At 39.4% G+C, this 25,258-nt stretch carries 17 protein-coding genes and 1 pseudogene; 16 read left to right on the top strand and 2 right to left on the bottom strand.

Annotated features, from left to right (window positions below):
* Positions 1 to 118 precede the first annotated feature (118 nt).
* From O9323_RS10465 to O9323_RS10400, 14 genes are all read left to right on the top strand, one after another.
* Positions 119 to 1,465, top strand: coding sequence for a glycoside hydrolase family 10-like protein (locus tag O9323_RS10465; protein ID WP_287670171.1), 1,347 nt, complete (start codon positions 119 to 121; stop codon positions 1,463 to 1,465).
* 404 nt (positions 1,466 to 1,869) lie between these two features.
* Positions 1,870 to 2,628 carry an N-acetylmuramoyl-L-alanine amidase gene (locus O9323_RS10460; RefSeq protein WP_002776144.1) on the top strand — a complete coding sequence of 253 codons (759 nt, stop codon included), beginning with the start codon at positions 1,870 to 1,872 and terminating at the stop codon, positions 2,626 to 2,628.
* A gap of 85 nt (positions 2,629 to 2,713) precedes the next feature.
* The gene (locus tag O9323_RS10455; RefSeq protein ID WP_272104899.1) at positions 2,714 to 4,264 is read left to right on the top strand and encodes a glucosaminidase domain-containing protein; all 1,551 of its coding nucleotides are present in this window, start codon (positions 2,714 to 2,716) and stop codon (positions 4,262 to 4,264) included.
* An 88-nt stretch (positions 4,265 to 4,352) separates the two neighbouring features.
* A complete protein-coding gene (locus tag O9323_RS10450) occupies positions 4,353 to 5,216 on the top strand; it encodes an N-acetylmuramoyl-L-alanine amidase (RefSeq protein WP_288125063.1) in 864 nt (287 codons plus the stop codon).
* A 27-nt stretch (positions 5,217 to 5,243) separates the two neighbouring features.
* Positions 5,244 to 6,059 carry a LysM peptidoglycan-binding domain-containing protein gene (locus O9323_RS10445; protein ID WP_002750571.1) on the top strand — a complete coding sequence of 272 codons (816 nt, stop codon included), beginning with the start codon at positions 5,244 to 5,246 and terminating at the stop codon, positions 6,057 to 6,059.
* A 168-nt stretch (positions 6,060 to 6,227) separates the two neighbouring features.
* Entirely contained in the window at positions 6,228 to 7,109 is an 882-nt protein-coding gene (locus tag O9323_RS10440; RefSeq protein WP_238142359.1) for a hypothetical protein, read from the top strand.
* A gap of 9 nt (positions 7,110 to 7,118) precedes the next feature.
* The gene (locus O9323_RS10435; RefSeq protein ID WP_002776150.1) at positions 7,119 to 7,961 is read left to right on the top strand and encodes a 3D domain-containing protein; all 843 of its coding nucleotides are present in this window, start codon (positions 7,119 to 7,121) and stop codon (positions 7,959 to 7,961) included.
* A 41-nt stretch (positions 7,962 to 8,002) separates the two neighbouring features.
* Positions 8,003 to 8,800 (top strand): DUF2272 domain-containing protein, encoded by a 798-nt coding sequence (locus tag O9323_RS10430; protein WP_002750566.1) that lies wholly within the window; start codon positions 8,003 to 8,005, stop codon positions 8,798 to 8,800.
* A 42-nt stretch (positions 8,801 to 8,842) separates the two neighbouring features.
* Positions 8,843 to 10,330 (top strand): hypothetical protein, encoded by a 1,488-nt coding sequence (locus tag O9323_RS10425; protein WP_149107965.1) that lies wholly within the window; start codon positions 8,843 to 8,845, stop codon positions 10,328 to 10,330.
* 148 nt (positions 10,331 to 10,478) lie between these two features.
* Positions 10,479 to 11,396, top strand: coding sequence for a hypothetical protein (locus O9323_RS10420; RefSeq protein WP_223210990.1), 918 nt, complete (start codon positions 10,479 to 10,481; stop codon positions 11,394 to 11,396).
* Between the two features lie 149 nt (positions 11,397 to 11,545).
* Positions 11,546 to 12,523 carry a DUF3616 domain-containing protein gene (locus O9323_RS10415; RefSeq protein ID WP_002750563.1) on the top strand — a complete coding sequence of 326 codons (978 nt, stop codon included), beginning with the start codon at positions 11,546 to 11,548 and terminating at the stop codon, positions 12,521 to 12,523.
* A 396-nt stretch (positions 12,524 to 12,919) separates the two neighbouring features.
* Positions 12,920 to 16,042: a DEAD/DEAH box helicase gene (locus O9323_RS10410; protein ID WP_002750562.1), complete on the top strand. Its 3,123-nt coding sequence runs from the start codon at positions 12,920 to 12,922 to the stop codon at positions 16,040 to 16,042.
* A gap of 13 nt (positions 16,043 to 16,055) precedes the next feature.
* A complete protein-coding gene (locus O9323_RS10405; RefSeq protein ID WP_002750560.1) occupies positions 16,056 to 16,895 on the top strand; it encodes an SWIM zinc finger family protein in 840 nt (279 codons plus the stop codon).
* A 151-nt stretch (positions 16,896 to 17,046) separates the two neighbouring features.
* Complete coding sequence (locus O9323_RS10400; RefSeq protein WP_002750558.1) at positions 17,047 to 19,071, top strand: potassium channel family protein; 2,025 nt, start codon at positions 17,047 to 17,049, stop codon at positions 19,069 to 19,071.
* Between the two features lie 50 nt (positions 19,072 to 19,121).
* Here O9323_RS10400 and O9323_RS10395 read toward each other — a convergent pair whose 3' ends face one another.
* Positions 19,122 to 20,894, bottom strand: coding sequence for a hypothetical protein (locus O9323_RS10395; protein ID WP_149107964.1), 1,773 nt, complete (start codon positions 20,892 to 20,894; stop codon positions 19,122 to 19,124).
* A 265-nt stretch (positions 20,895 to 21,159) separates the two neighbouring features.
* Between O9323_RS10395 and groL the strand changes: the two genes are divergently transcribed.
* Together groL and O9323_RS10385 are read left to right on the top strand one after the other, a co-directional pair.
* On the top strand, positions 21,160 to 22,815 hold the full coding sequence (gene groL, locus O9323_RS10390; RefSeq protein WP_288125062.1) for a chaperonin GroEL: 1,656 nt from the start codon (positions 21,160 to 21,162) through the stop codon (positions 22,813 to 22,815).
* A gap of 190 nt (positions 22,816 to 23,005) precedes the next feature.
* Entirely contained in the window at positions 23,006 to 24,895 is a 1,890-nt protein-coding gene (locus O9323_RS10385) for an ABC-F family ATP-binding cassette domain-containing protein (protein ID WP_149107963.1), read from the top strand.
* A 20-nt stretch (positions 24,896 to 24,915) separates the two neighbouring features.
* Here the strand turns inward: O9323_RS10385 and O9323_RS10380 are convergent.
* Positions 24,916 to 25,258 (bottom strand): annotated as a pseudogene (locus O9323_RS10380) (IS30 family transposase); the annotation flags it as partial.

Below are 25,258 nucleotides of genomic sequence, written 5' to 3'. Positions count from 1 at the left end.
TCGCCGTGAGCAAATTCTGAGAATTAATCAGAACTAAGTGCGCTTGTCTGTCTTCCGAACCCGTCGATGCTGCGGATTTGAGGTTCATTTATCCTTTGTCTGAGAGAGAGTAAAAAATATGCTGCACATTCATATTCTTCAGGATACGTTTTTCAAGTCTTCCACAGCTTTTTCTGAAACCCTCAATAGTGGGCAAAAATCCTTAATCAAAGCGGGAACTAAACTGCCAATTAAATCTTATTTTCGCCAAAATAATCATTATTCTGTCAAGTTAGCCGCAGAACAAGGTTCAGTGGGGAAAGCGGGATTTTTCTTTGATGATCATGTACAAGTAGAAGAAATACGGGGCGTTTGGCTCACCAATGTTGACAGTGATATTCTCAAGTCTAAAGATAACCTAAAAGCTGGGTTGGAAAAACTTAAAAATTTAGGATTTAATACTCTTTATCTAGTAGTTTGGAACAAAGGCTATGTGTTTTTTCAATCACAAATTGCTGATAATGTTTTCACTGCCGATAAGGAAAAACTCAAAAAAGTCAACCTTGAAAAAGAGTTAGTCGGTAGAGATCTACTAGCAGAAATCATTGAGATTAATCAGACAGAAAAGTATAACTTTCGGATTATTGCCTGGTTTGAATATGGTTTAATGGTTCCCCCAGCTGCTCCCTTATTTGCCCAAAAACCAGATTGGTTTATGCTTACTCATCAACAGAAAAATACCGTTGATGGTGATGGAAATTGCCGCTTAAATCCCGCTCATCCTGAAGTTAAAGATTTTTGGGTTAGTCTTATTCGTGAAGTAGTTAAAAACTATGAAATTGATGGTATTCAATTAGATGATCACTTCGCTATTCATCACGCAAAATTCTTGCCTAATGGTACTAAAAATTTTGATTTTAGCATGGGGTTTGAATCCTTTACTATCAAACTTTTTCAAGAGGAAACTGGTTCAGTTAGTCCCTTAAGTAATCCCCAATTAGCGAAATTTAAAGATTGGCGTAAGGAGAAGTTAACTCAGTTAGTGCGATTGATTTTTAAAACCATTAAAGAGGAAAAAGACGATTGTATTCTCTCCATTTCTCCCAATCCTTTAGGATTTTCTGTTGATCATGCTTTAGCTGATTGGGAAGCATGGGAAAAGGAAGGATTAATTGAAGAACTGGCATTGCAAACTTATCGTGGAGATGTCCAGAGTTTTGAGAGAGAAATCGATAAATCAGAGGTAAAAGCAGCGCGAGAACATATTCCCACCGTCATCGGTATTCTCACAGGTTTAAAACCCAGTGATAGACGAGTAAATTTCCAATTAATTCAAGCACAAACTCAGGAGACTCGTGAGCGAGATTTTGCTGGTTTTGCCTATTTTTTCTATAGCAGTTTATTAGACCATATTCCCACCACAGAAACCGTGGCTGACAGGGAGAAGAAATTGGCTCAAATTCTTGCTACCGATCAATTTGTTTAATTTATTCTTTGAGATTCAAAATTATCCATAAAAGGAGCTAAATTCATGACTCAATCTTCTCTTTCAAAAACTAAAAAGTTGGATGAATGATCCTTGAAATGCAGTTTTTTCAGCCTTGGGTATTGCCACAGGAACTAAGCTATTTCATGGCTTGCCCGCTTTAGTCTCTGATACGCTAAAAGCTACAAGGAGTCAAGTTAATGGTTAAGAAAAATAATTGATTGTATTGCTATTCTAAAGCTTAATTTAGAATAGCATTATTGCTGCCAAACTTTCTAGTAAAAATTGCTATAAAACAATAGTAAATTTTTGTAAAAATATGATTTTTATTAGTTCAATTGAGGTAGAGTATATTCAGAGAAATTGATCAATAAATAAACATTAAAGAAACTGGAGGTATACAGATGAAATTTGGGATTGATATGGGTCATAATTGCCCACCTCATGACATTGGCGCATCGGGAGTTAGACAGGAAGATGTTGTCATTAAAGAGGTGGGTACTCGGCTAATTGCTAAATTAGCCGCAGCGGGTCATTCAGTAATTAACTGCACCCCGACCAGTGCCGTTAGTCTTAATGATTCTTTGCGAAAAAGAGCCAATAAAGCCAATAGTAATAACGTTGATATTTTTGTTTCTATTCACTTTAATGCCTTTCAACTCACCACCAAGGCAATGGGATCGGAGGTTTATGGTATTAGTCAAACTTCTCAAGCGATCGCTAAATCAGTTTTGACGGAAATTGTCAAGCTAGGATTTAAAAATAGAGGAGTAAAAAATACCCGTTTTTCTGTGTTGGTAAATACTTCAATGCCAGCAATTTTAATTGAATGTTGCTTTGTGGATTCCCAAGCAGACATGGATCTTTTTGATGCAGAAAAGATGGCAGAAGCGATTAAAGTTGGTTTAATTGGGGATGCTGATGACAACTCCACACCAGAGCCAGCTACCCTAAGAATTACTCAAAAAACTGTTCTTAAACCCTCCACAGAACAATCCTCTGAATTAGAGGCAAGTACTTTAGTTGAGATTGAACCGGGAGATTATGCCGTGTTCGATGTGCGCTTGGAAGAAAGACATTTTTGGGTGAAATGGCCTGATAAAAGTCAGGCTAATCGAGATGAACATTTCATTTTTGAGGAATTTGCCAAGATCGTGCAATAGACAGAAATTTCTCGATATATTTCTCAAAATAAAGGGAAATATATCAGGGAAATAATTAATTCTCTACCGCTCACAGGAGAAAGCAATGGCTTTACTAGATGACTTAGTTCAACAATATGCTCAAGCTGATTTGTCCATAATTTTTCGAGAAGTTGACGCTACCGATAATCGGCAAGTTAACTTAACTGCAATTCCTCCCGATCATTTTAGTCATTTAAAAGAAGTTTCTCTGGCTCAATGGCTATTAGAGTCCGCCAGAGCCACCAGTAAACTAGCCGAGGACCAGAAAAACTTCGCTGGTTTAAAATGGCGCAAGGAAATGACTCCTTTTGCTACTCCTAAATCGATTAAAGTACCTTCTGAATCGGAAGCGATGGACTTTTGCTTATTCACGGATATTGACAATTTTCTGCGAGGTTATTGGAAATTTTTAACCCGTGAACCCTATAAAGGATTAGAAGAAAATACTCAAACTCCTGAAAACTTTATCGGTTTTATTCAAAGTAAAGGCTTTGCTGCAGATATAAGTTATGTAAGCAAAGTGTTAAAACTTGTTCCCGAAGCGAGGACTTTACTAGCAAAAGCCAACGGAATTGTTATTCCACCACTCCCTGATACCTTACAAGTAACCAGTTTTCCCAAGGAAGTGGAAGTGGGACAAAGTTTTCGGATTGAAGGAACCGCCGCCGCTGCCGACAAAGGCAAAAAACTCACCGTTTTAATTGATAATCAATTCCCCCTAGATGATATTAAAATAGAAGAAGGAGGAGAATGGAAAGCCGAATTTGTCTTCTTACAAGCAGGCGATCGCATTGTTAAAATAGCCATTGATAATCAAAGTGTAGAAATCAAAATCAAGGCTTCTCCACCGAAGGCAACAGGTGCAGTTACCCTGAATTTAACGGGAAGTGTCGGATTAGGAGGAATCAACCGAACAGCCGATAAGATTGCAGTTAAACAGCGATTACATTCCCTCGGCTATACTTTTGTCGGTGATCCTAATAGTGCAGCCTTGAATACAGGTTTCATTCTTGCTATTAAATTATTTCAATCGATTATTGCAGGGAGAGAAACTCTAGGTGGAGATGGACGAATAGATGTGGACAATACCACTCAGAAATGGTTAGAAGCGGCCAATGCACCTCGTTGGCAAACCATGCCCGATAGTAATCCTTCTATTAGCTTAATTAATCATGAGAAAAATCAAACCAATGATGATCATGATTTTGGAACAAGTTGGTTAGCAGATGCCATCTTAGAAATTGCTGCTGACTATCATAATACATTCCGAGTTTCTAATCCTAGTAGTGCCGCTTTTTCTATTAATGATGTTAGTAAACCCACAGGAGGAGACACCCCCCAACACGCAGGCCATGAAACGGGTTTAATGTGTGATGTAAGGCTTCCGCGCACGGATGGACAACATGGCGGAATCACTTGGGAAAGTGACAATTTTGACCGAACCGCAGCACGCGCTCTGATTAAAGCCATGCGACGACAAAAACTGGTTAGTCAAGTGTTTTTTAATGATGCGACCCTGAAAGATGAAACTTTTTTGGGACAAAAACTATGCAATTTTGCTCCTGGTCATGATAACCACATTCACTTTGCTATTCGCCCTCCCGTGAGAGCTTAGTTTAATTGATTAAATAACCAGATAATTCAATAATTGAGAGGTAAAAACTATGGGAATTGTACCGACAGCATGGATGCCTAACTGTTCGATGAAAAGAATCATTATTCACTGGACAGCAGGGGGACATAAAGCATCTAGCAACGATAAATCTCATTATCATATTTTAATCGAAGATGATGGTAAGTTAGTGCGAGGAACTCACTCAATTAAAGATAATGTTTCTACCGCAGATAATGTTTATGCGGCTCATACGGCACTGTTTGGTACGGGTTCAATCGGAGTTAGCGTCTGTTGTATGAGTGGTGCGGTGGAAAAACCATTTAAAGCAGGAAGTTTTCCGATGAAACAAACCCAATGGGAAACCATGGCGCAGGTAGTAGCAGAACTATGTGATTTTTACGATATTGAAGTAACAGCTAAAACCGTTTTAGGTCATGGAGAAGTAGAACGTGAGTTTCCTAATAAACCCCAACGCGGAAAATGGGATCCAATGGTTTTACCCTGGGATACATCTTTAAGTAAAAGACAGGTGGGAGATCAATTTAGAACCCTAGTCAAAACCAAATTAACGGGCGTTTCTGGTTTAGTGGAAACTCCGGCTAGTATCACAGCAGTTGTTCAAGGAAAACCCTTCCGAGAAGCGCAGATATTTAATGAAAAAAGTATCGTCAAGATTCGTCCTTTGCTAGATACTTTTAATTGGCAAATTATTACTGCCAATGATCAAGAAGTGATGGAATTAAAATTTGCTGATGGAGAAGAAGCAAAATCCTTAGGATTTTTGCTGATTGAACACAGCAATAAACCGATGGATATTCCCGATGGAACTAGCCAACAAGAAATCATCAAGAAAATTGAACAATTCGGCTTTGTGAAAATAGTAGATTTGGCACAAGCACTAAATCTTTCTGTAACTTGGGATGGCACAACTCGGACAGTAACAATTGAGTAAAGATCGATAACATCAGGAGATGATTTTATGCAAACCTACACGATTAAATCGGGAGATACCCTCAGAGGAATTGCTTTAAAATTTTATGGTGATGCTTCAAAATTTGTGGTAATTCAAGAAGCCAATGATATTGCCAATCCTAATCAAATTTCCGTGGGACAAGTTTTAGAAATTCCCGAGCTTGCCGATGACAATGACAATAATCCCCTAAAAGATTTTCATCGGGCTTTTCCTAATAGTGTACGCTGGCGATTGGCAGAAGATGGAGTGGAAATTGAAGGTAGCGGCATTGAGCGAACCAGTGGTCAACCGGCGACTGCTACTAAAATTTGGAATAATTTTTCTGATGAAATTAATCAATGGTCAAAACATTTTAATGTGCCAGCAGTAATTATTATTGCCACCATTGCCACAGAATCGAACGGAAAAGCAGACGCTATCCGCAAAGAACCGGGTTATGTATCTGATTCTATCACCCCTCATTTGATCAGTGTTGGCTTAATGCAAACATTAATTTCTACGGCCAGAGGTACATTACATAATTCAACCATCGATCGAGATGACTTAAAAAATGCCAGTATTTCTATTAAAGCAGGAACGTCATTTATTGCCGATCAACGCTTGAAAACTTTGTTAGATCCCCCCAAAGTTGCCTGTGCTTATAATGCTGGTTCTCTATTTGAAAACAAAAATTCCAATAATCGTTGGCGAATGCGTCAATTTCCCATTGGTACTTCCGCACACTGCGATCGCTTTATTAAATTCTTTAACGATGCAGTCTTTGTTTTGAAAGGAACCACTACACCTGTTAGCGTCGGCTATCAACAATTTTATCTAGCTTGATTTCCTTGGCTTTCTTGGGGTTCTGATCATCAATTCAGTTTGCAGCCCTCAAGCATCAATTTTAGTCAGTCATGTCCAGTTATCTAGTTAGAAGAAATTTGTCTTTCTATTTATTTCAAGATTTCAAGGAGTGGTAAAGCTGTGTTATTCAAGCTTTTTCAGCGATTCATGATCTTTGGATTTACTTTAGTAATAATCTTATTTTTTCAAGCAAAAATCCAAGCTCAAACCGTTTGTCAAATAGTACCGACTTCTCAGATTTCTTCTATCGATCAGGCTAAATGTTTATTGCGTCAACCCAAAATTTTTGGGAATGTAGGACTAACTTTAACCAGTTTACCTGCTCCGTTTGATCAACTCTTAACTAGACCCACCATCGATATCAGTAAAGAGCAATTAAGACGATATCTACAAGCTCAAGGAATTAACGAAGCAGACATTGGTGGTTCATTAGATAAACCAGTTTCACGAACTAATAATAATAATCCCAGTGCAGAATTGGCTCGTTATTTTATTATTCATGATACCAGCACTCCTAATTTGGGAAATGATCCCCTTCCCAATAATATTAATGAAGCTAGTTGGAGGTTTAACAACTTCAATCAATATGGTAGTGGCGACAATTCTCCCGCGCATATTATTATTAATCGAGTAGGAGAATCCATCACTCGTAAGGATTTTAATATCCCTTGGCGTTCTACAAAACGAGAATCGGATCAATTTTGTGGGGTGAATAAATGTAAGGGTTTATTCTTAGCAGTTGAATTAGTTCAACCTAGAAGATGTCAACCAAACCCTGGTCAATCTCAATGTTCTCCACCCAGAAAAAATGATGCTAAATCGCCCGATCCTGGCTTTACCAAAGCTCAATTAGATCGCCTAGCAGTTGTTTATATTGCGGCCAGTGTACGGCGCGGAAAATGGTTAATTCCTGCTTTTCATGTTGTTCTTGATCAAATCGTACCGGGTGGACATGATGACCCTCAGAATTTTAACCTAGACCAGTGGTCAAAACAACTTAATGACATTTTAACTGAAATTCGTTCTTAGGAACTAATTATGAACAAATATTTGCAACACTTACTATTAATTATCGCAGGGATTTATCTAGTTATTATGAGCAGCTTTGTCTCTCCTGCATTTGCACAAGTTAGCTATACTTCCCCTTCTCAAAAGGATAAATTTGTTCCTGTTCTAATTGCCCTAACTGAATCTCAAATTATCTTTGATTTTCCTGAACCGACAGAAGGCGTTAAAGATAAAAAATTGACCCTATTTTCTACTTTCTACTTTGTTCATCAAGCTCAATCGAGTAGTGCGACCGATGCCATTGCCTTAAAAAATTCCAGTGGTACTTCTTTAGGCGTTAAACTGTCTAAAAAAGACTGGTGTACTGCCGCTTTAGAAGGCACTGTACAAGTTAAAACGGATAGCAATACCCTTAAAACCTTTAACTTTGCCACAACCGGAACAACCGCTCAAACCAATTGTAAACCCTTTTTTCCGAGCTTAAAAGAGGCCATTATCCGAGCCATGAATCGCTCTTTATTTGCCCCAGCTAAAGGATTTTTTGGAGATGGTTCAGGAGGCTTTATCTTAGTTCCTTATCGTACCATTGCCGTTGATAAAACCGTGATCCCTTTAGGAACAGTTATTTATATTCCTGATGCAAGAGGAAAAGAAGTCATTTTGCCTTCGGGAAAAAAAGTGAAGCATGATGGTTATTTCTTTGCGGCGGATGTGGGGAGTGCAATTAAAGGAAATAAGATTGATACTTTTTTGGGAATTACTAATAAAAATCCCTTCTCCCATGTTAAGAGTGATCCTAGCAAAACCTTCACTGCCTTTGTGATTACTGATACCCGGATTAAAAGTGCTTTAAATACACTGCACAAATCCTAATCGTTCAATCGTTCTTTATTTTCTCAAGGAGACTTTATATCATGGCTGACAAAACCCTAAAAGCTTTAGTGAATACCGTCATCAAGGCTTTACCTCAAGATAGCAGTACCTTAACAGATTCCCAAAAATTTCCCTTAGCAAAAGGGGATACCCTAGCCATCAAACAATATCGATCCGCTCCTAATAATCACTGGGAAATTCAATTAGAAACGCCTCGTGATGGTATGACTACTTGGTTTGCTTTTATTTCTCATGTCGAAATTTTTGTCGATCAAAATTTTAAGCAAAACTTAGTTAATATTGCTACTCAAGAATGGGAATTTTTTAAAAAAGGGACAAGAAAAGAACGAGAAGATGGGTTTTGGCAACGCATTGTTACCTATTGGAAAGAAGCTCTAAATCGTAACGATATTGACACTCGTTTTGATGTGGGTAACGTACCTTGGTCAGCAGCATTTATTTCTTGGATCATGACAAAAGCAGGTGCGGCCGATAAATTTAAGCGAGATGCGAGTCATTCAGTTTATATTCGAGATAGTGTTAAAAAACGCAAAGATCAAGTCATTAATGCTCCTTTTGTGGCTTTTAAAATTGATGAAGTAACTCCAGAAATTGGTGATTTAGTTTGCGCTCCTCGTCAATCAGGAGTTACTTATGATACCACTGACAATTATATTTCTCATTGTGATTTGGTAGTAGCAAAAAGAACGAATGAAATTGATATTATTGGAGGAAATGTCAGCGATTCAGTTACCCAAAAGACCCTAAAACTTGATACCAATGGTAAAGTAAAGGACACTACTCGACCTTGGTTTGTTGTCATTAAGAATTTGCTTTAATACTTTTCCTATCCTTTCCTAATCTCTTTCAAGGACAAAACTATGGCAACTTTACAAGACATTGTTAACGATAACAAAACTCTGACCCGTTCCCAACTAAAAGCGGATCAAGGGTTAGTAAGAGAAATTCAAACTAAACTAGCTAACTTAGGGTTATACCCCGGTGGACAATGGATTGATGGTGATTTAGGCACTGGAGATACTTTTACTTGGCGAGGACTCAAAGAATTTTGTCAAGCCTTGAATTTATCTGGACTTCCTTCTGACACAGTGGCAATTAATCCCAATATTGCTACTAATTTACTTGACACAAAACAGCTACCTTTTATCTTAGATCAAGCCAAAGATACTAAATTTATACTTAACAAATTAACCACCATCCAAGATAATTCAATCGCACCGGTTAATATTGGGGTAACTCAGTCATTCGTCGCTAGAACACTGCGGAATTCGCCTTTTGCCATGGAAGTGGACGACTATCCTGAACACTTAAAACAGAAACCAGACGGGACTAATTTAGTTTCCTACGGAACTAATTTTACTCTCGTAGGATCAGGGAAAACTATTACTTTTAGCGATTATCCCCAACGGGGAAACTTACCCAATATTGACACAAATGGCTTAAATTTTCTGGCCAGTAACATCTCTCATGCCTGTGTATGTGTGGGAAGTTTTGGCGATGGCAGCAGTCCAATCAAAACCCATTGGTTAGGGAAAGATGCCTTTAATCCAGAACAATTACTCAGTGCCACTAAATTCATTGGAGTTCTTAACACAATTGAACAAATTAATAAGAAATTCCCTACAGTTGATGTTGATAATTGTGTGATTGAACCAGCTAATTCTCCCAAACCTAAATTTTTTGATCTGGTGGTTGATATGGTTTCCTATAGAAAAGATGCTGATGGTTCTCTGGGACGCTCGAATCAAATTGGAGCCTTGTTTAAACGCTTTACTAAACGAGCGGATTTGGAAGCTTGGCTAAAAGCTCAAACGGGAAATACCAGTTGTAAATTTACTGGGGGATATTTTAATCCTTCTCTGATTAAAGATCCAATTATCAAAGATTTAAGTAGCAGTGCTACCGTCTTAAGATCACCAGTAGATAATACCACGGGAACAAATGATGTATCGACTTATGATTTAGTGCGTTTAATTACGATGTTAGGATGGCATCTACATTTAACTACTAATACTCGTTTTATCGGCAGTCAATGGAATAGTTTAGAAACCGTTGTTCGTGCTATGGGAACCGATGCAGCACGATATATTGATGTTGCTTTAGAAACTTTAGGTGTGATAAATGTGATTAGTCAACCTGTGGTAATTTCTAAAGTTGGCTTCGGTCCTAGTTCCTTTGCTTATGTAGCTTTCGTCAAATTTGTTGATAATCGTGTGCAACCAGCTAAACTGAGAACTTTCTCCTTAGCTCTTCGTACTCCCAACGGTTCCGACAGGGAAAGAGATACCAATTTAGCCGCCGCTGTCACCGAAATTGTCCGCCGCATTTTAACCGAGGAATTGCCTTAATATACTTTGGTCATAACTAAAAACAAAAACTTGTAAAATCAATAGTGAGGTCTTAAAAATGAACCTAGGAACCCTTCTCGAAATTATTGTTGCTCTAATTTTTATCTACTTAGCTTCCAGCCTTATTATCTCCGAATTACAGGAACAATTGGCCGCCTTATTAGAATTTCGGGCTAGAAATTTAAAAAAAGCTCTGGAAATATTCTTGGGGAAAAATACGGTGGAATCTTTGTACAATAATGACTCGTTATTATCAAGTTTCAATCAATACACTAATCCTATAACTGGAAATTCGGCTGGTCCTTCCTATGTTGAACCAAAAGTTTTGGCAGAATCTCTAATTAGTCTAGTTAATAGTCAACTTTCAGATAATGAAAAATTATTGAAAGCGGATTTTTTAGGAAAAAATCTTGTTGGAGAAAAAACAGGAATTTTTAAGAAATTAGCTAGTCTTTCCAATTTCTCAAAAATAGACAAATTAGCGATCAACAGATTGATAGAAATAGGTGATAGTACCAAACTCAAACATGACAATCCAACTCTGGAGAATTTTATTGATGAAATAGCCAACACTTTTACTCAAATTATGGAGCGAACATCGGGGGTATATAAAAGAAATGCCAAGGGGGTATCTTTCGCTTTTGGTTTTTTAGCGGCTGCCTTGCTCAATATTGATAGTTTTTATGTTATTGAGCAACTATCCAAAAATTCCAATTTAAGACAGGGAATTAATCAGGTAGCGACAGAAGTTTTTCAAACTAATAAATCTTGTTTTAAAGATGCTCAAGCTGATCCCACCAAAGTAGCTAAATGTACAGAAAAATTACAAGTTAGTGTCAAGGATTTAGAAAAAATTAATCAACCTTTGCCAATTGGTTGGGATGAAAAAGGATGGTTTAATGGTGAACAAATAAAAGAACAAAATGGCTTGTTACAAGCTATCTTTGGCTGGCTAATGACAGGAGTAGCCGTGGCGATGGGCGCACCTTTTTGGTTTGATATTTTAGGGAAGTTTATCAATGTGCGTAATACTGGCAAACCCATATTACCTAATACTCAGAAATAAATAATTATGGCTGTCAGTTTAACGATTTTTAATCAATCTTCAAACCAATCCTTTCTCAAATTATTTCTAGTCATTTTTTGTCCTTTTATCTTTTATTGCCTATAATTTTCTTAATCCTCACTTTTCTGGTTAACAAGGAGAATACAATCATGCAACCTCTCAACTTTTCTATTATCCAAGAAATCAAACATCAGGGAATTTGTGATGCTTCTGCGGCCACTGCTTTAGGAGAAAATAAATTTGTTATTGGTAATGATGAGGTAGATGTAGAATTAGGTAATATTCTCTGGATTTATTCCTCTCAAGAGTCGGGAAAAGCGCTGGAAACCATTGACATTAATGGTTGGCTAAAAAACAATCCTAAAAATAGAGAAATCGACTTAGAAGGGGTAACTGTGCTAAATGACATAATCTATTGGATTACTTCTCATGGCCGCAATAAAAATGCTGAACGAAAACTCCCTCGTCATCAATTTTTTGCTAGTAAAATTACCGATGACGGCTCTAGTATAGTTCAAGTGGGTGAGTCTTATACTCAGTTAGTATTGCGCGATATTATCGAAGACTCTCAATTGGCTAAAATATTTGATTTCAAAACAGCAGAAACCAAAGCTCCCAAAGCTGAAGGAGGATTAAATATTGAAGGTTTAACGGCAACTCCAGACGGAAATATCTTAATCGGTTTTCGTAATCCTGTCCCCAACGGTAAAGCTCTTTTATTACCCCTAAAAAATCCCAAGAGTTTAGTTACTAATTCAACCACGGCTAAAGCTGAATTTGGTGATCCTATCCTGCTAGATTTGGGAGGATTAGGAATTCGTAGCATTGAATTTTGGCCAGCTTTAGAAGTATATTTAATTATTGCCGGAGAATTTCATGGAGGCGATCAATTTGTTTTCTATACTTGGTCAGGAAAAAAAGAAGATGCACCGGAAAAGATAGAATCACTGCAATTCCCTGACGGTTTTCGTCCAGAAGCTTTGTTGTTTTATCCCCATTTCCCAGATCGCTTTCAGATTTTAAGCGATGATGGTACAATCGAGCGAGTTGGTAATACTCCCTGTAAAAATACCGATAAAAATAATCCCGAAAAATATTTCCGCAGTATTTGGGTAAAAGTTAATTAATACCAATTCTCACCCATAAAAACTACAGATCGAATTATCGAATTTAAGTTCCCATTTTTAAGGGAGATGCCGAAGGTAGGGGGATCAAACTCCTGTAGCCGGATTTTGGAGAATTGATATAATTAGACATACCTCTTAGTGGAACCTCAACAAAACCTAGAACAAAAATAGCTTTAAACCCATATAGGGATAAGCTTTAAGCTCAAAAAAACCGTTGATCACGTCTTCTCAATGGTTTTTTGTCCTAGAAGCGCTATTAACCTTTTTCTCTGATCCAGAGGACTTCTGGGTTCGCAAAGGGACAAAAAAGTGTGGAGAATCCTCCCATAATCGCTACAATTTTTCTAGAGGCTAAGTCTTGCTCTCATTTAAGTTCTTTTGTACTAATTAAAAACCATGAAAATTCTTCACGGTACTTGGATTCCTCAATCAACGGACGAATTTATTCAGAAGGGTAGCTTTTATCTTTGGGGAGAAACTAGCACCCCGAAAAAGAGTCGCACCACTGCTGATAATTATCATCCTTTTCAGTTAAGCAAAGAAGAATTAACTAGCTTTCTCACTGGAGAGTTAGGAATAGTTCAATCGAATTATAATCCTCTTAGTCGGCAATTTGTCCCCCGCTACTTTCTTTTACCTAGTCACGAGAATCAACCTTTACCCTCCTTAGAATTACTGCGTTATCTAGAAAAAGAACCCCCAGAAAATAGCCAATGGCAATCTTGGCAAATTGATTGTTATCCCCTTAATCCTGTACTTAAACTGCTCAATGATCTGCACTTTATCTGTCTTTACAACTCCTCAGAGATTCAGTTAGGTGCAGATCTACTTTTTTGGTATCACTACAGTCAAGCTTTTAAAGAAATAATTCTCAAAGATAACTATATTCCTGCCTTTAAATATCGAGAATTAACCACAAATAACAAGAAAACCGCTAACTTTGCCATCTACCCTCTTTGGGAAATTATATCAGCAACCTACGAAACCAATCTCGATCACTATCTCGAATATCTTCCCCGCATTTGTCTTGCCGGCGCTGAAAATCCCCATGCTTCCCCACAATTATACGATCCCAAAACCCTACTCCAGCACTTCTCCGAATGTCTCCTCAATGAAATTGTCACTAATACGGCAATTCCTGCCAGTTTTGATAAAAAAATTAGCGAGACAATTATAGGTGATTGCTTCTCTGTGACTAAGACTGCTGGATTTCTGCAAACCGCTGCCGCTTTAGAAAAATATCAACAGTGGCAAACTTGGAGACAGCAATTACTAGGAGACCAAAATATATCTAATTTTACCCTCGGTTTTAAACTAACCGAGGCCCCAGAAAATAATATTGAACAGTGGCAAATTACTTTTATCCTCATCTCTAAACAAGACCCCTCCCTGCGATTAGAATTAGACGAATATTGGTATGCAGTACCCGAAACTAGAACAAGCATACGAGCGCATTTTGGTCAAGATTTAGACAAAAATATTTTACTAAGTTTGGGTTATGCTGCCCGTATTTATCCCCCCATTTGGCAAGGATTAGAAACGGATAAACCGACGGGATTTTATCTCAACCTTACAGAAGCTTTTACTTTCTTAAAAGAAACTGCTTGGATTTTAGAAGATGCGGGATATAAGGTAATTATTCCCGCTTGGTGGACTCCCGAAGGCCGTCAACGCGCTAAAGTTCGGCTAAAAACCACTTCTAAATCAGGCAAATCTACCCCCGTTAGTAAAGGGATTTTTAGCCTCGAAAACATCATTGAATATCAATATGAATTAGCCATCGGTGAAGAAACCATTAGTCAAGAGGAATGGCAACAATTAATTAACACCAAAACACCCTTAGTTAAATTTCGAGGCCAATGGGTAGAATTAGAACAAAATAAAATGCAGCAAATGCTAGATTTTTGGCAGAAATATCAGCAGGAAAATCCTGAAATGAATCTGATTGAATTAATGAAAAAAGCTGCCGAATACCCAGAGGAAATTATTGTTGAAACCGATGATTTTTTAAGTTCTATGCTAGAGAAATTACAAAATCCTAGTCAACTAGAACCGATCGAAAATCCTCCCCAATTACAAGGAACGCTGCGGGAGTACCAAAAGCGCGGAGTTGCCTGGATTCAATACCTAGAACAATTGGGGTTAAATGGTTGTCTTGCTGACGATATGGGACTGGGAAAAACCCTACAAGTAATTGCTAGATTGATTGGGGAAAGAGAGGGAGATAATAATGTTTTACCAACTCTGCTAGTTGCACCCACTTCCGTGGTCGGAAATTGGGCAAAAGAAATTGAAAAATTTGCCCCCCATCTTCAGGTTTTAATTCACCATGGTAGTAAGCGCTATCAAGATGAGAACGAATTTCAGACAGTAGCTAGTCAAAAGGATATCGTCATTACTTCTTTTACCTTAGTTCGCAAGGACTTGAAATTATTTAACTCGCAATCTTGGCAACGTTTAGTAATTGATGAAGCACAAAATATCAAAAATCCTAAAGCGGCACAAACCAAAGCAATCTTGAGTTTATCTGCACAACATCGTCTCGCATTAACGGGAACTCCAGTAGAAAATAGACTGCTTGATTTATGGTCAATTTTTAACTTCCTTAACCCTGGTTATTTAGGTAAAGAAACTCAATTTCGTAAAGCTTTTGAAGTGCCAATCCAAAAACAAAATGATCGTCTCCAGTCCACGGTTCTCAAAAAATTAGTGGAACCTTTTATTCTGCGTCGGGTAAAAACCGATAAGCAGATAATTAAAGATTTGCCTGACAAAGTGGAAAACAAACAGTATTGTAATTTAACTAAAGAACAAGCTTCTCTCTATGAAGTTGTTATCAAAGAAGTGGAAAAACAATTAGAAGAAGCGGAGGGAATAAAACGCAAGGGATTAATTTTATCTACCCTGATGCGCTTGAAACAAATTTGTAATCATCCCCGTCAATTTTTACAGGATAACAGTGCTTTTACCCCTGAGCGATCGCATAAGTTAGAGCGTTTGGGAGAAATGCTAGAAGAAGTAATTTTAGAGGGAGATAGTCTGCTAATTTTCACTCAATTTACTGAAATCGGTGACTCCTTACAAAAGTACCTCAAACAAACTTTTCGCTATAATACTTATTATCTTCACGGGGGGACTTCTCAACCAAAACGAGAACAAATGATCGAAGAATTTCAACATCCTGAAACAGAACCTTCCGTATTTATTTTATCTCTAAAAGCTGGGGGAGTGGGGATTACTTTAACCAAAGCAAATCATGTTTTTCATTTCGATCGTTGGTGGAATCCTGCGGTGGAAAATCAAGCAACCGATCGCGCTTTTAGAATTGGTCAACAAAAAAATGTTTTCGTGCATAAATTTGTCACATTGGGAACCTTAGAGGAAAGAATTGATGAAATGATCGAGGAAAAGAAAAAGGTAGCTAATGCTATTGTTAGTAATGATGAATCCTGGTTAACGGAATTAGATAACGAAAGTTTTCGTCAGTTAATCGCATTGAATAAACAGACAATTATTTAATCGAGGTAAACCTATGAATAAATTTAGTAAAACTTGGTGGGGACAACGCTTTATAGAAGCATTAGAGGAATTTACCGACTCAGCGCGTTTGAGTCGAGGACGTTCCTACGCTAAAAATGATAAAGTCAAGAATTACGAAATTGACGGTAATTTAATTACTGCTCAGGTGCGAGGTTCCATTAATCCCTACTTTGGGGTTTACAAAGAACCTTTGTATAAGGTGAGTATCGAGATTAAACCAATTACTAAAGCAGAGTGGTCACAAGCTTTATACAATCTTGGTTCAAGAGCGAGTATGATCTCTAAACTGCTGCTCAAAGAAGTTCCCGATAATATTGATGAAGCATTTAGCGATCTGAATATCCACTTATTACCCCACAGTCAAAAGGATTTTATCACCAATTGTTCCTGTCCCGATTGGGAAAATCCCTGTAAACATATTGCTGGAGTTTATTACCTCGTTGCTTCCCAATTAGATCAGGATCCTTTCCTCTTATTTGAATTACGGGGTATCTCTCGTCAAAAATTACTGCAAGAGTTAGCAAAAACTCCTCTCGGTAAGTTGCTTTCCTCCTCCATCCAAGAGGAAAAAATTCCTCTTAACCCAGTTACTTCCTATCACACTAAACCCGAAACTATAGCAGCAGCAGAAACAATTGATCTCAAAGAATTTTGGCACTCCCATCACCGTTTACCCGAAAATCCTCAGTTAGTCAAAGCCGCAACTATTCCCGCAATTGTTATTAAAAAAGCTGGTGATTATCCTGCATTTTGGGATAAGGATACCTCCTTTATCGAAGTAATGGAAGAAATGTATCAACGGGTACGCAATAAAAATGCTGGTATGTTATAATTAGGTAGTTGTTTAAAATTGTCTAATACCCCCCTTAGTTAAAAAAAAATTAAGGGTAGATTAAGGGGAGATCAGCACCCCCCTTATCAAGGGGGGCAGGGGGGATCAGAAGTTTGAAAAATCCTTCTATTTTTTAAGACAAGCAGAATCTATGAACCAAGAATCTCTCAGCTTTGTCGATGGGAATGTCAAGTTAGCCGATCGCTTTTTAGTTTGTGGATTGGGTAGTCTCGGACAACACTGCGTCAAGTCTTTAAAAGAGTTTGGGGTTAGCGTCGTCGGTATCGAACTAATACAGCCTCCCAGTTGGGAAATTAATGATTTTCCCGATTTATTAGAGGAAATAATTATCGGTGATTGTCGTCAAAAAAACATTTTAGCAAGAGCGGGAATCGATCGCTGTCGGGCTGCTTTAATTGTCACCAGTGATGAGCGAATTAATGCCACCACCGCCCTAATTATTCGGCAATTAAATCCTCTTACCCGCTTAGTGGTGCGTTCTTCTAAAGATAATCTCAATCAGCTACTTAAGGAACGTTTAGGCAATTTTATCGCCTATGAACCCACCCAACTACCCGCCAATGCCTTTGCTTTAGCCACATTAGGCACAGAAACCCTCGGTTTTTTGCATCTCGACGGTCAGAAATTGCGGATTATCCAGAGACAAATTAGCCCCGAAGATGGTTTACTTGATCGCTTTTTAGGTGATTTAAATACTCCCACCCGTCGTCTGTTAGCACACACAGCCCCCGATGAACCTTTAAGGGCCGGATTTTATCAATGGTCTCCCACCACCACTATCAGGGCTGGTGATACCATTACCACCATCGAAACTACCTATCAAAACATCGATGCTGTCCGCCAGAAACCGTTAAATTCTCCCCAGAAGTTGCGGGATTTTTGGCAGAAATTCCTCAAAGAAATCCAACAATTCTGGCAATTGAGTTTTCAGCAGCAAATTCACCGGGTGGCTTTCCTGTCAGTATTTATCATTATCCTCCTAGTAATTATCGGGACTTTTCTTTTCCATCTCTACGCCCCGAGAGCTTCCTTTATTTCCTCTCTTTCAGGAACAGCGATCCTTTTATTAGGTGGTTACGGCGATGTTTTCGGTGGCTCTAACCCCGAAGATTTAAATGCGGTTCCCTGGTGGATGCAGCTATTTAGTCTCTTTTTAACCTTAGCTGGAACCGCTTTTATCGGGGTTCTCTATGCCATTTTGACAGAAACTTTATTATCATCAAGATTTCAATTTATCCCTAACCGTCCCCCAGTTCCCCAACAGAATCATATCGTTATTGTTGGCTTAGGTCGAGTCGGCAGAGAAGTGGCTAATTTATTACTAGAAATGCAACAGGCGATCGTCGGGGTCAGCTTAAATAGGGATTTTGATGCAACTATCCTGCCAAAAATGCCCCTGATGACGGGAAATATCGAAGAATCTTTAAAAAATGTCAATTTAGATAGGGCTAAAAGTATAGCGATTGTTACTGATGACGAAATCCTCAATTTAGAAGTGGCCCTAACCACCCGCAAACTCAACCCCCAAAGCTACTTAGTCATCCGCACCACCGACGATACCCTTAGTCAACAATTAAGTCAAATTCTGCCCCAATCTCACATTTTAGGAACCAACACCGTAGCGGCAGAAGCCTTTACGGGAGCGGCTTTCGGAGAAAATATTATCTATCTGTTCCGTTGGGCGCAAAAAACGATTCTGGTGACAGAATACGAGATCGAAGCCGGAGATACTCTCAATGGTAGCTCGATCGGGGATATTGCCTACGGTTATCGAGTCGTGCCGATCCTACACCAACGAGAACGGCAAGCCCCGAAATTAATGCCCGAAGATTATCTCAATTTACGCATCGGCGATCGCATTGTGGTGCTGGCCACCATCAACGGACTGCGACGGGTGGAACAGGGTCGTCGCACTCCCAAAACTTGGCGCGTGCGGGTGGAAAAAGCCTTTAACCGCAATATTGCCGCGGAAGCACCCACCGTGATCAGTCGTTTTTCTAATTGTCCCCTGAAAACCGCCAGCGATCTCATGGAAAATTTGCCAGCGACTCTCGGCGCCCCCCTCTACGAACAGCAGGCGATTCGATTAGTTTCCGAGTTAAAAAAAATTCAAGTTCAAGCATTGGCCATTCCGATTAACCCGAAATCGGGGTAAATGGGAGTTATACTTTTTTTGTCAAACTAGAAGGCTCTCTTGGTCTTTTTTTATGCAGTTAAAGTGACCGTAGCCTTGGCAGTTTGTCCAGAATCAGAAGTGGCAGTAATAGTAATTTTATCCCCAGCATTTCCTTGTGGGGGTGCAGTGTAGGTAAATTTGGCATCAGTGGTATTTTTATCAATTTTACCGCTTTCTGGCGGTGAGATTGTGATGGTGTAGTTACCAACGGGATTAATGCTAAATTCCTGGATTCCATTTAATGCTAAAGCTGCGCTAGACGGAGCGATCAAAATCGTTGGAGGTAGTCCCTGTCCAGTGGAACTAGCCTCTACAGTTACTTTTTTCTCTACTTGATTAATTAAATCGGGAATAAGACGTTCGCTAAATCCAGCCACAAAAGCCATTGTCAAAAGTCCATATAAATAGGTGTCATTCCCCTTATTTCCATTGTCAGTCCGAATTTGTAAGGGAGAAATGCTAGAGTTAAGAATTAGCAGAATAAAGAAAGCGAAACTTCCCCCTAAAATGGGTTTGGTTAAACCAATTGACAATGGCAAGAAGTCATCGTCATATTTTTGATTTTTGGGATTATCAAAGTCTTGCAAACGAGTTAGAAGACTAACTGCTCCCCCTAAAGTCCCTGTCATCAATATCAATATCAAGAGTCTAAAATTTCCATCTTTGTCCTCAGTATTTTGGTTACTAGAATTTGAGATTGGAGGTAAGGGCATAAGCAAATCCTTCACTGGAGGGGAGTTCATAATACCCCAATTCAAAGGGAGAGCTAACACTAATCCAATTAAAACTTTTGTAGGTATTTTGATAGAATGGAAAAGATTATCTCTGAAGTCGGCTAGACCATTCCAAAAACCCATCTGGGTTTTTCTTAATCCTGTTTCGGCAGCATAGCGTAATTTTTGTGCCAAAATAATATTAGGTTGACCTGTTAAAGATTTAATCGCAATTTCTCCAGCATCTACCACCGACTTTACTTGCATGATATCCCAAGCTTTGGAACTGTTGATGAGTTCCACCTGCGCTATCCCTAGTATTATAATTAATTTGGCTAATTCTCCCTGTACTTCCCGGTCTAATTCTGGAGGGAATCCCGCTACTTGTTCTTTAGTTTTTCCCAGCAAAGTATCAATTCTTTGATTTAGTTTAATCACCTCATCTCTAGCTTTAATTTCATTGATTAAATCGTCTAAAGTTTGAAATAAAACACTTGCTTCTTGTAGTTGTGCAAAATTATCTTTAAATTCCTTGACTAACTTTTCAAAGGGTTCATCTACTTCAGGAATTGAACTATATTTGTCTAAGTTATCCTTCAGTTCAGCAATCAAAGACTCATTTTTCTTTTGTAATTCCACAGTGGCGGAAAATTTAACCAAAGTATCTTTAATTTTTGTTTGCCAAGCAGTTAGTTTTTGCTCAAGTTCTGGCAAGTTTGCATCGTTAGCATTAGCATCAAATACAATCGTAATTGTTGCGACCAAACTATCAATTTCTTGGCTTAAAGTATCAAGAGGAATTTCTGAAATTTTACCCGTAGATAAAAGGTTGATTGTCTCCACAAGCTGATCTGTATGAGCTATTATTTGTTTTTCTAATTCTTCTCTGCTAGGTAAAGGGTCTGAAAAAGTTAATTCACCTAGTTTTTGAATAAGTTCATCTCTTAAATTATTAGTCTCTTGAGTGATTGTTTTGGCTTCTGTTTGGTAACTAGCAAGGGTAGCTGATTTATCCTGACTAAATTTATTTTGGGTTTCTAGAATAAATTGATTAATTTTTTGTTCGATAGCAGGATTTGGATTAATCATGATTGTCTTCTCCTAAAAAAAAGGCGAAAATGGGCTAAAATTCTGTTAGCTTCCCGATGCTACAATAGTTATCATTGATTTTCCGCAATTATTAATAAATCTTGATAAATTTTTATTTTTTTAACTCAATTCAGTCTGCCGTAGGGACATAACACCGTTATCTCCTCAACATCGTTATCTCCTCAATAACCGCACACCGGGGTTAGCACTCAAGCCCTAAGAGTGCTAAATTAACTATAAGGAGTCCTATTACAACAGCGATACCATGTCCAAAATCATTGCCTTTAAAGATGAATCCCGTCGCGCCCTAGAAAGAGGTGTCAACGCCTTGGCCGATGCGGTAAAAATCACCCTCGGTCCGAAAGGACGCAATGTCTTGTTAGAAAAGAAATACGGCGCCCCCCAGATCGTTAATGACGGCATCACCGTCGCCAAAGAAATCGAATTGTCCGATCCCCTCGAAAACACCGGAGCGAGGTTAATTCAGGAAGTAGCCTCAAAAACCAAAGATTTAGCGGGAGATGGCACTACTACCGCCACCATCATCGCCCAGGCTTTAATTAAAGAAGGTCTGAAAAACGTTACCGCCGGGGCCAATCCCGTCGCCTTAAGACGCGGACTAGACAAAACTATCGCCTATCTGGTGGAAGAAATCGCCGCCGTCGCTAAACCGATCGCCGGAGATGCGATCGCTCAAGTGGCCACCGTTTCTTCCGGGAACGATGAAGAAGTGGGAAAAATGATCGCCGCCGCCATGGAAAAAGTCACCACCGATGGCGTAATCACCGTGGAAGAATCGAAATCCTTAACCACCGAATTAGAAGTAGTGGAAGGGATGCAGATCGATCGCGGTTATATCTCCCCCTATTTCATCACCGATCAGGAAAGACAGATCGTCGAGTACGACAACCCTCTGATCCTGATTACCGATAAAAAGATCAGTGCGATCGCTGAATTAGTCCCCGTCCTCGAAGCCGTTGCCCGTCAAGGTCGTCCCCTATTAATTATCGCTGAAGATGTGGACGGCGAAGCCTTAGCCACTCTAGTGGTCAACAAGGCCCGGGGAGTCTTAAATGTCGTCGCCATCAAGGCCCCCAGTTTTGGGGAACGTCGCAAGGCGGTTTTACAAGATATTGCCATCCTCACCGGTGGTCGTCTGATTTCCGAAGAAGTGGGCTTAAGTCTTGACACGGTTAGCCTCGATCTGCTAGGGCAAGCGGCAAAAATCACCCTAGAAAAAGACAATACAATTATTGTCGCCTCCGGGGACAGCCGCAATAAGGCCGATGTGCAGAAACGTCTCGCCCAACTGAAAAAACAGTTAGAAGAAACCGATTCCGAATTCGATAAGGAAAAATTACAGGAACGCATCGCTAAATTAGCCGGCGGTGTGGCCGTGATTAAGGTCGGGGCAGCCACAGAAACCGAACTCAAGGATCGCAAACTCCGCATCGAAGATGCCCTCAATGCCACCAAAGCCGCCGTGGAAGAAGGTATCGTCCCGGGCGGTGGTACAACCTTGATTCATCTGGCTTCTAAGGTGAAGGCTTTCAAAGCTTCTCTCACTAACGATGAGGAAAAAGTCGCCGCCGATATCGTCGCTAAAGCCCTAGAAGCCCCCCTGCGTCAGTTAGCTAATAACGCCGGTGTGGAAGGGGATGTGATCGTGGAAGGTGTGCGCGAAACCGCTTTTAGCGTCGGTTACAATGTCCTCACCGGCAAGTACGAAGACTTAATCGCCGCCGGAATTATCGATCCGGCTAAAGTGGTACGGTCAGCCGTTCAAAACGCCGCTTCTATCGCCGGTATGGTCCTAACTACGGAAGCCCTCGTGGTCGAAAAACCCGTTAAAGAAGCCGCAGCCCCCGATATGGGCGGCATGGGTGGCATGGGCGGCATGGGCGGCATGGGTATGATGTAATTCCTGATGCCGTCTGGCCCTTGAAAATAATCTCATTCCATTGAGCCAATCTGTCCCTTTTCTGGTTATCATCGCCATTAGGGACAGGTTTTTTTTCCTCGGGAAAAACTTTTTCAGCAGAACCTGCTTAATCTATCCTTTGCATTAGTCCAGACACTACACTAGAAAAGAAGGATTATTCCCAGAAATCATGACACTGCTGACGGTTCGATCGCTCAAAAAAGACTTCGGTATCAAGGAAATTCTCAAAGATGCCAGTTTTAGCCTCGATGATCGCGATAAAGTCGGCCTGATCGGTACGAATGGATCGGGAAAATCGACCCTATTGAAAATGATCGCCGGATTAGAATCGATCGATGGTGGCGAAATTCAAATCAATTCGGGGATGAAAATCGTCTATTTACCCCAGCAACCGGAGCTAGACGACGATAAAACGGTTTTAGAGCAGGTTTTCGCCGATAGTGGCGAAAGTATGACTTTAATTAAGGAATACGAGGAATTGTCCGATCGCCTTGTCCATGAGCCAGAAAATCTGGATACTATTATGGAACGTTTGTCAAGGGTTTCGCAACAAATTGATAAACTTGCCGCCTGGGATTTAGAAACCAATGCTAAAGTTATTTTAAGTAAACTGGGCATCGATAATTTTAATGCTCGCGTGGGAGATTTATCGGGGGGATATCGCAAAAGAATCGCCATCGCTACCGCACTTTTAGCCGATCCTGACTGTTTATTGATGGATGAACCCACAAACCATTTAGACGCACTTTCCGTGGAGTGGTTACAGAGTTATTTGTCCCGTTTTCGGGGAGGATTATTATTAATTACTCATGATCGCTATTTTCTCGATCGAGTGACTAATCGCATCATTGAAATCGATCGGGGAGATTTATCTACTTATTCCGGTAATTATGCCTATTATCTAGAAAAAAAAGCCTTAGCGGAAGAATCGATCGCCAGTAGTCAACGCAAACACGCGGGAGTTTTGCGACGGGAATTAGAATGGTTATCCCGGGGACCAAAAGCGCGCAGTACCAAACAAAAAGCGCGGATTGATCGCATTCAGGCAATGGGTAATAAGGAATTTAAACAGGTGGAGGGAAAAGTCGATATTGCCACCGCAGGAAGACGCATCGGCAAAAAAGTTATTGAAGTAGAAAAAATCTCGAAAGCTTACGGCGATCATACTTTAATTAAAGATTTTACCTATATTTTTACCCCCGAAGATCGCATCGGTATTATTGGCAGTAACGGGGTAGGAAAATCTACTCTCATGGATATTATTACCGGGAAAATTCTCCCCGATTCAGGCACAGTTGACATCGGTTCCACTATTCATATTGGTTACTTCGATCAACAATCCGATGATCTCAATATCAACGAAAATCAAAGAGTGATCGAATATCTGAAAAGTGTGGCCGAATTAGTCAAAACCCTAGACGGCAGCGTGATCACCGCTTCCCAGATGTTAGAAAAATTTCTCTTTCCTCCCGATCAACAGTATGCACCAATTTATAAACTTTCTGGAGGAGAAAGAAGACGCTTATTTTTACTACGAGTTTTGATGAGTGCGCCTAATGTTTTAATCTTAGATGAACCCACCAATGATCTCGATGTGCAGACTTTAGCAATTTTAGAAGAATATTTAGAGGACTTTAACGGTTGTGTAATTGTTGTTTCCCATGATCGCTATTTTCTCGATCGAGTAGTTGATACTATTTTTGCCTTTGAAACCGGGGGTAATATCCGTCAATATCCGGGTAATTATTCCCTTTATCTCGATCAGAAAAAAGAGGAGGAGGAACCCAAAGAAAAAAAAGTCACCCCAAAAACTGTTAAAGCTTCTCCGTCACCTGTCAATAAAAAAATCTCTTTTAAAGAGAAAAAAGAATACGAAGATATCGAAAAACAAATACCAATTTTAGAAGCAAAAAAAGCTGAAATTGAAAAAATACTTTATGGAGAACCCCTAGAAGATTTTACCAAAATAACCACCCTGACCGAAGAATTAGCTCAATTAAGTCAAAAAATTGATAATTTAACCGATCGCTGGTTAGAATTAGCAGAAAAATTAGGCTAAATTACTATGTTTAGGCTGATTCAAGTCTGAATTGCATCACTATCTGATCTACCTTTATAGAATACCTCATTGGGGGTCTGATAGTCAAGACATTTTCGAGGACGATTGTTAATCAAGTTTACGGCTCTTTCCACCTCCTCTGGCTTAACAATTTTAAAATTTGTCCTCTTGGGGAAAAATTGTCTTAACAGTCCCTTGGTATGCTCGTTTAATCCCCTCTCTCACGAATGATAAGGAGTAGCAAAATAAAAATCTGCTCCTAGTTTCTGACTCAACTCTTGATGTCCACAAAATTCTTTAACCTTGTCACAAGTAAAGGTTTTTTTTTGTCAGGGTGAATCTCTTGGAAAAGTTTTTCTGTGA

It is taken from the genome of Microcystis sp. LE19-131.1A (assembly GCF_027532015.1).
Classification (GTDB): domain Bacteria; phylum Cyanobacteriota; class Cyanobacteriia; order Cyanobacteriales; family Microcystaceae; genus Microcystis; species Microcystis ichthyoblabe_A.
Note: the sequence above shows the minus strand (reverse complement) of the source record. Positions and strands in the feature narration are given on the sequence as shown.

What these genes read in the sequence shown, in the direction of transcription:
- O9323_RS10450 (WP_288125063.1), top strand. Translation starts at nt 4,353, where the DNA reads ATGAAAAGAATCATTATTCACTGGACAGCAGGGGGACATAAAGCATCT.
- O9323_RS10410 (WP_002750562.1), top strand. Translation starts at nt 12,920, where the DNA reads ATGAAAATTCTTCACGGTACTTGGATTCCTCAATCAACGGACGAATTT.
- O9323_RS10460 (WP_002776144.1), top strand. Translation starts at nt 1,870, where the DNA reads ATGAAATTTGGGATTGATATGGGTCATAATTGCCCACCTCATGACATT.
- O9323_RS10385 (WP_149107963.1), top strand. Translation starts at nt 23,006, where the DNA reads ATGACACTGCTGACGGTTCGATCGCTCAAAAAAGACTTCGGTATCAAG.
- O9323_RS10455 (WP_272104899.1), top strand. Translation starts at nt 2,714, where the DNA reads ATGGCTTTACTAGATGACTTAGTTCAACAATATGCTCAAGCTGATTTG.
- O9323_RS10425 (WP_149107965.1), top strand. Translation starts at nt 8,843, where the DNA reads ATGGCAACTTTACAAGACATTGTTAACGATAACAAAACTCTGACCCGT.
- O9323_RS10435 (WP_002776150.1), top strand. Translation starts at nt 7,119, where the DNA reads ATGAACAAATATTTGCAACACTTACTATTAATTATCGCAGGGATTTAT.
- O9323_RS10400 (WP_002750558.1), top strand. Translation starts at nt 17,047, where the DNA reads ATGAACCAAGAATCTCTCAGCTTTGTCGATGGGAATGTCAAGTTAGCC.
- groL (WP_288125062.1), top strand. Translation starts at nt 21,160, where the DNA reads ATGTCCAAAATCATTGCCTTTAAAGATGAATCCCGTCGCGCCCTAGAA.
- O9323_RS10445 (WP_002750571.1), top strand. Translation starts at nt 5,244, where the DNA reads ATGCAAACCTACACGATTAAATCGGGAGATACCCTCAGAGGAATTGCT.
- O9323_RS10405 (WP_002750560.1), top strand. Translation starts at nt 16,056, where the DNA reads ATGAATAAATTTAGTAAAACTTGGTGGGGACAACGCTTTATAGAAGCA.
- O9323_RS10465 (WP_287670171.1), top strand. Translation starts at nt 119, where the DNA reads ATGCTGCACATTCATATTCTTCAGGATACGTTTTTCAAGTCTTCCACA.
- O9323_RS10415 (WP_002750563.1), top strand. Translation starts at nt 11,546, where the DNA reads ATGCAACCTCTCAACTTTTCTATTATCCAAGAAATCAAACATCAGGGA.
- O9323_RS10440 (WP_238142359.1), top strand. Translation starts at nt 6,228, where the DNA reads ATGATCTTTGGATTTACTTTAGTAATAATCTTATTTTTTCAAGCAAAA.
- O9323_RS10395 (WP_149107964.1), bottom strand. Translation starts at nt 20,894, where the DNA reads ATGATTAATCCAAATCCTGCTATCGAACAAAAAATTAATCAATTTATT.
- O9323_RS10430 (WP_002750566.1), top strand. Translation starts at nt 8,003, where the DNA reads ATGGCTGACAAAACCCTAAAAGCTTTAGTGAATACCGTCATCAAGGCT.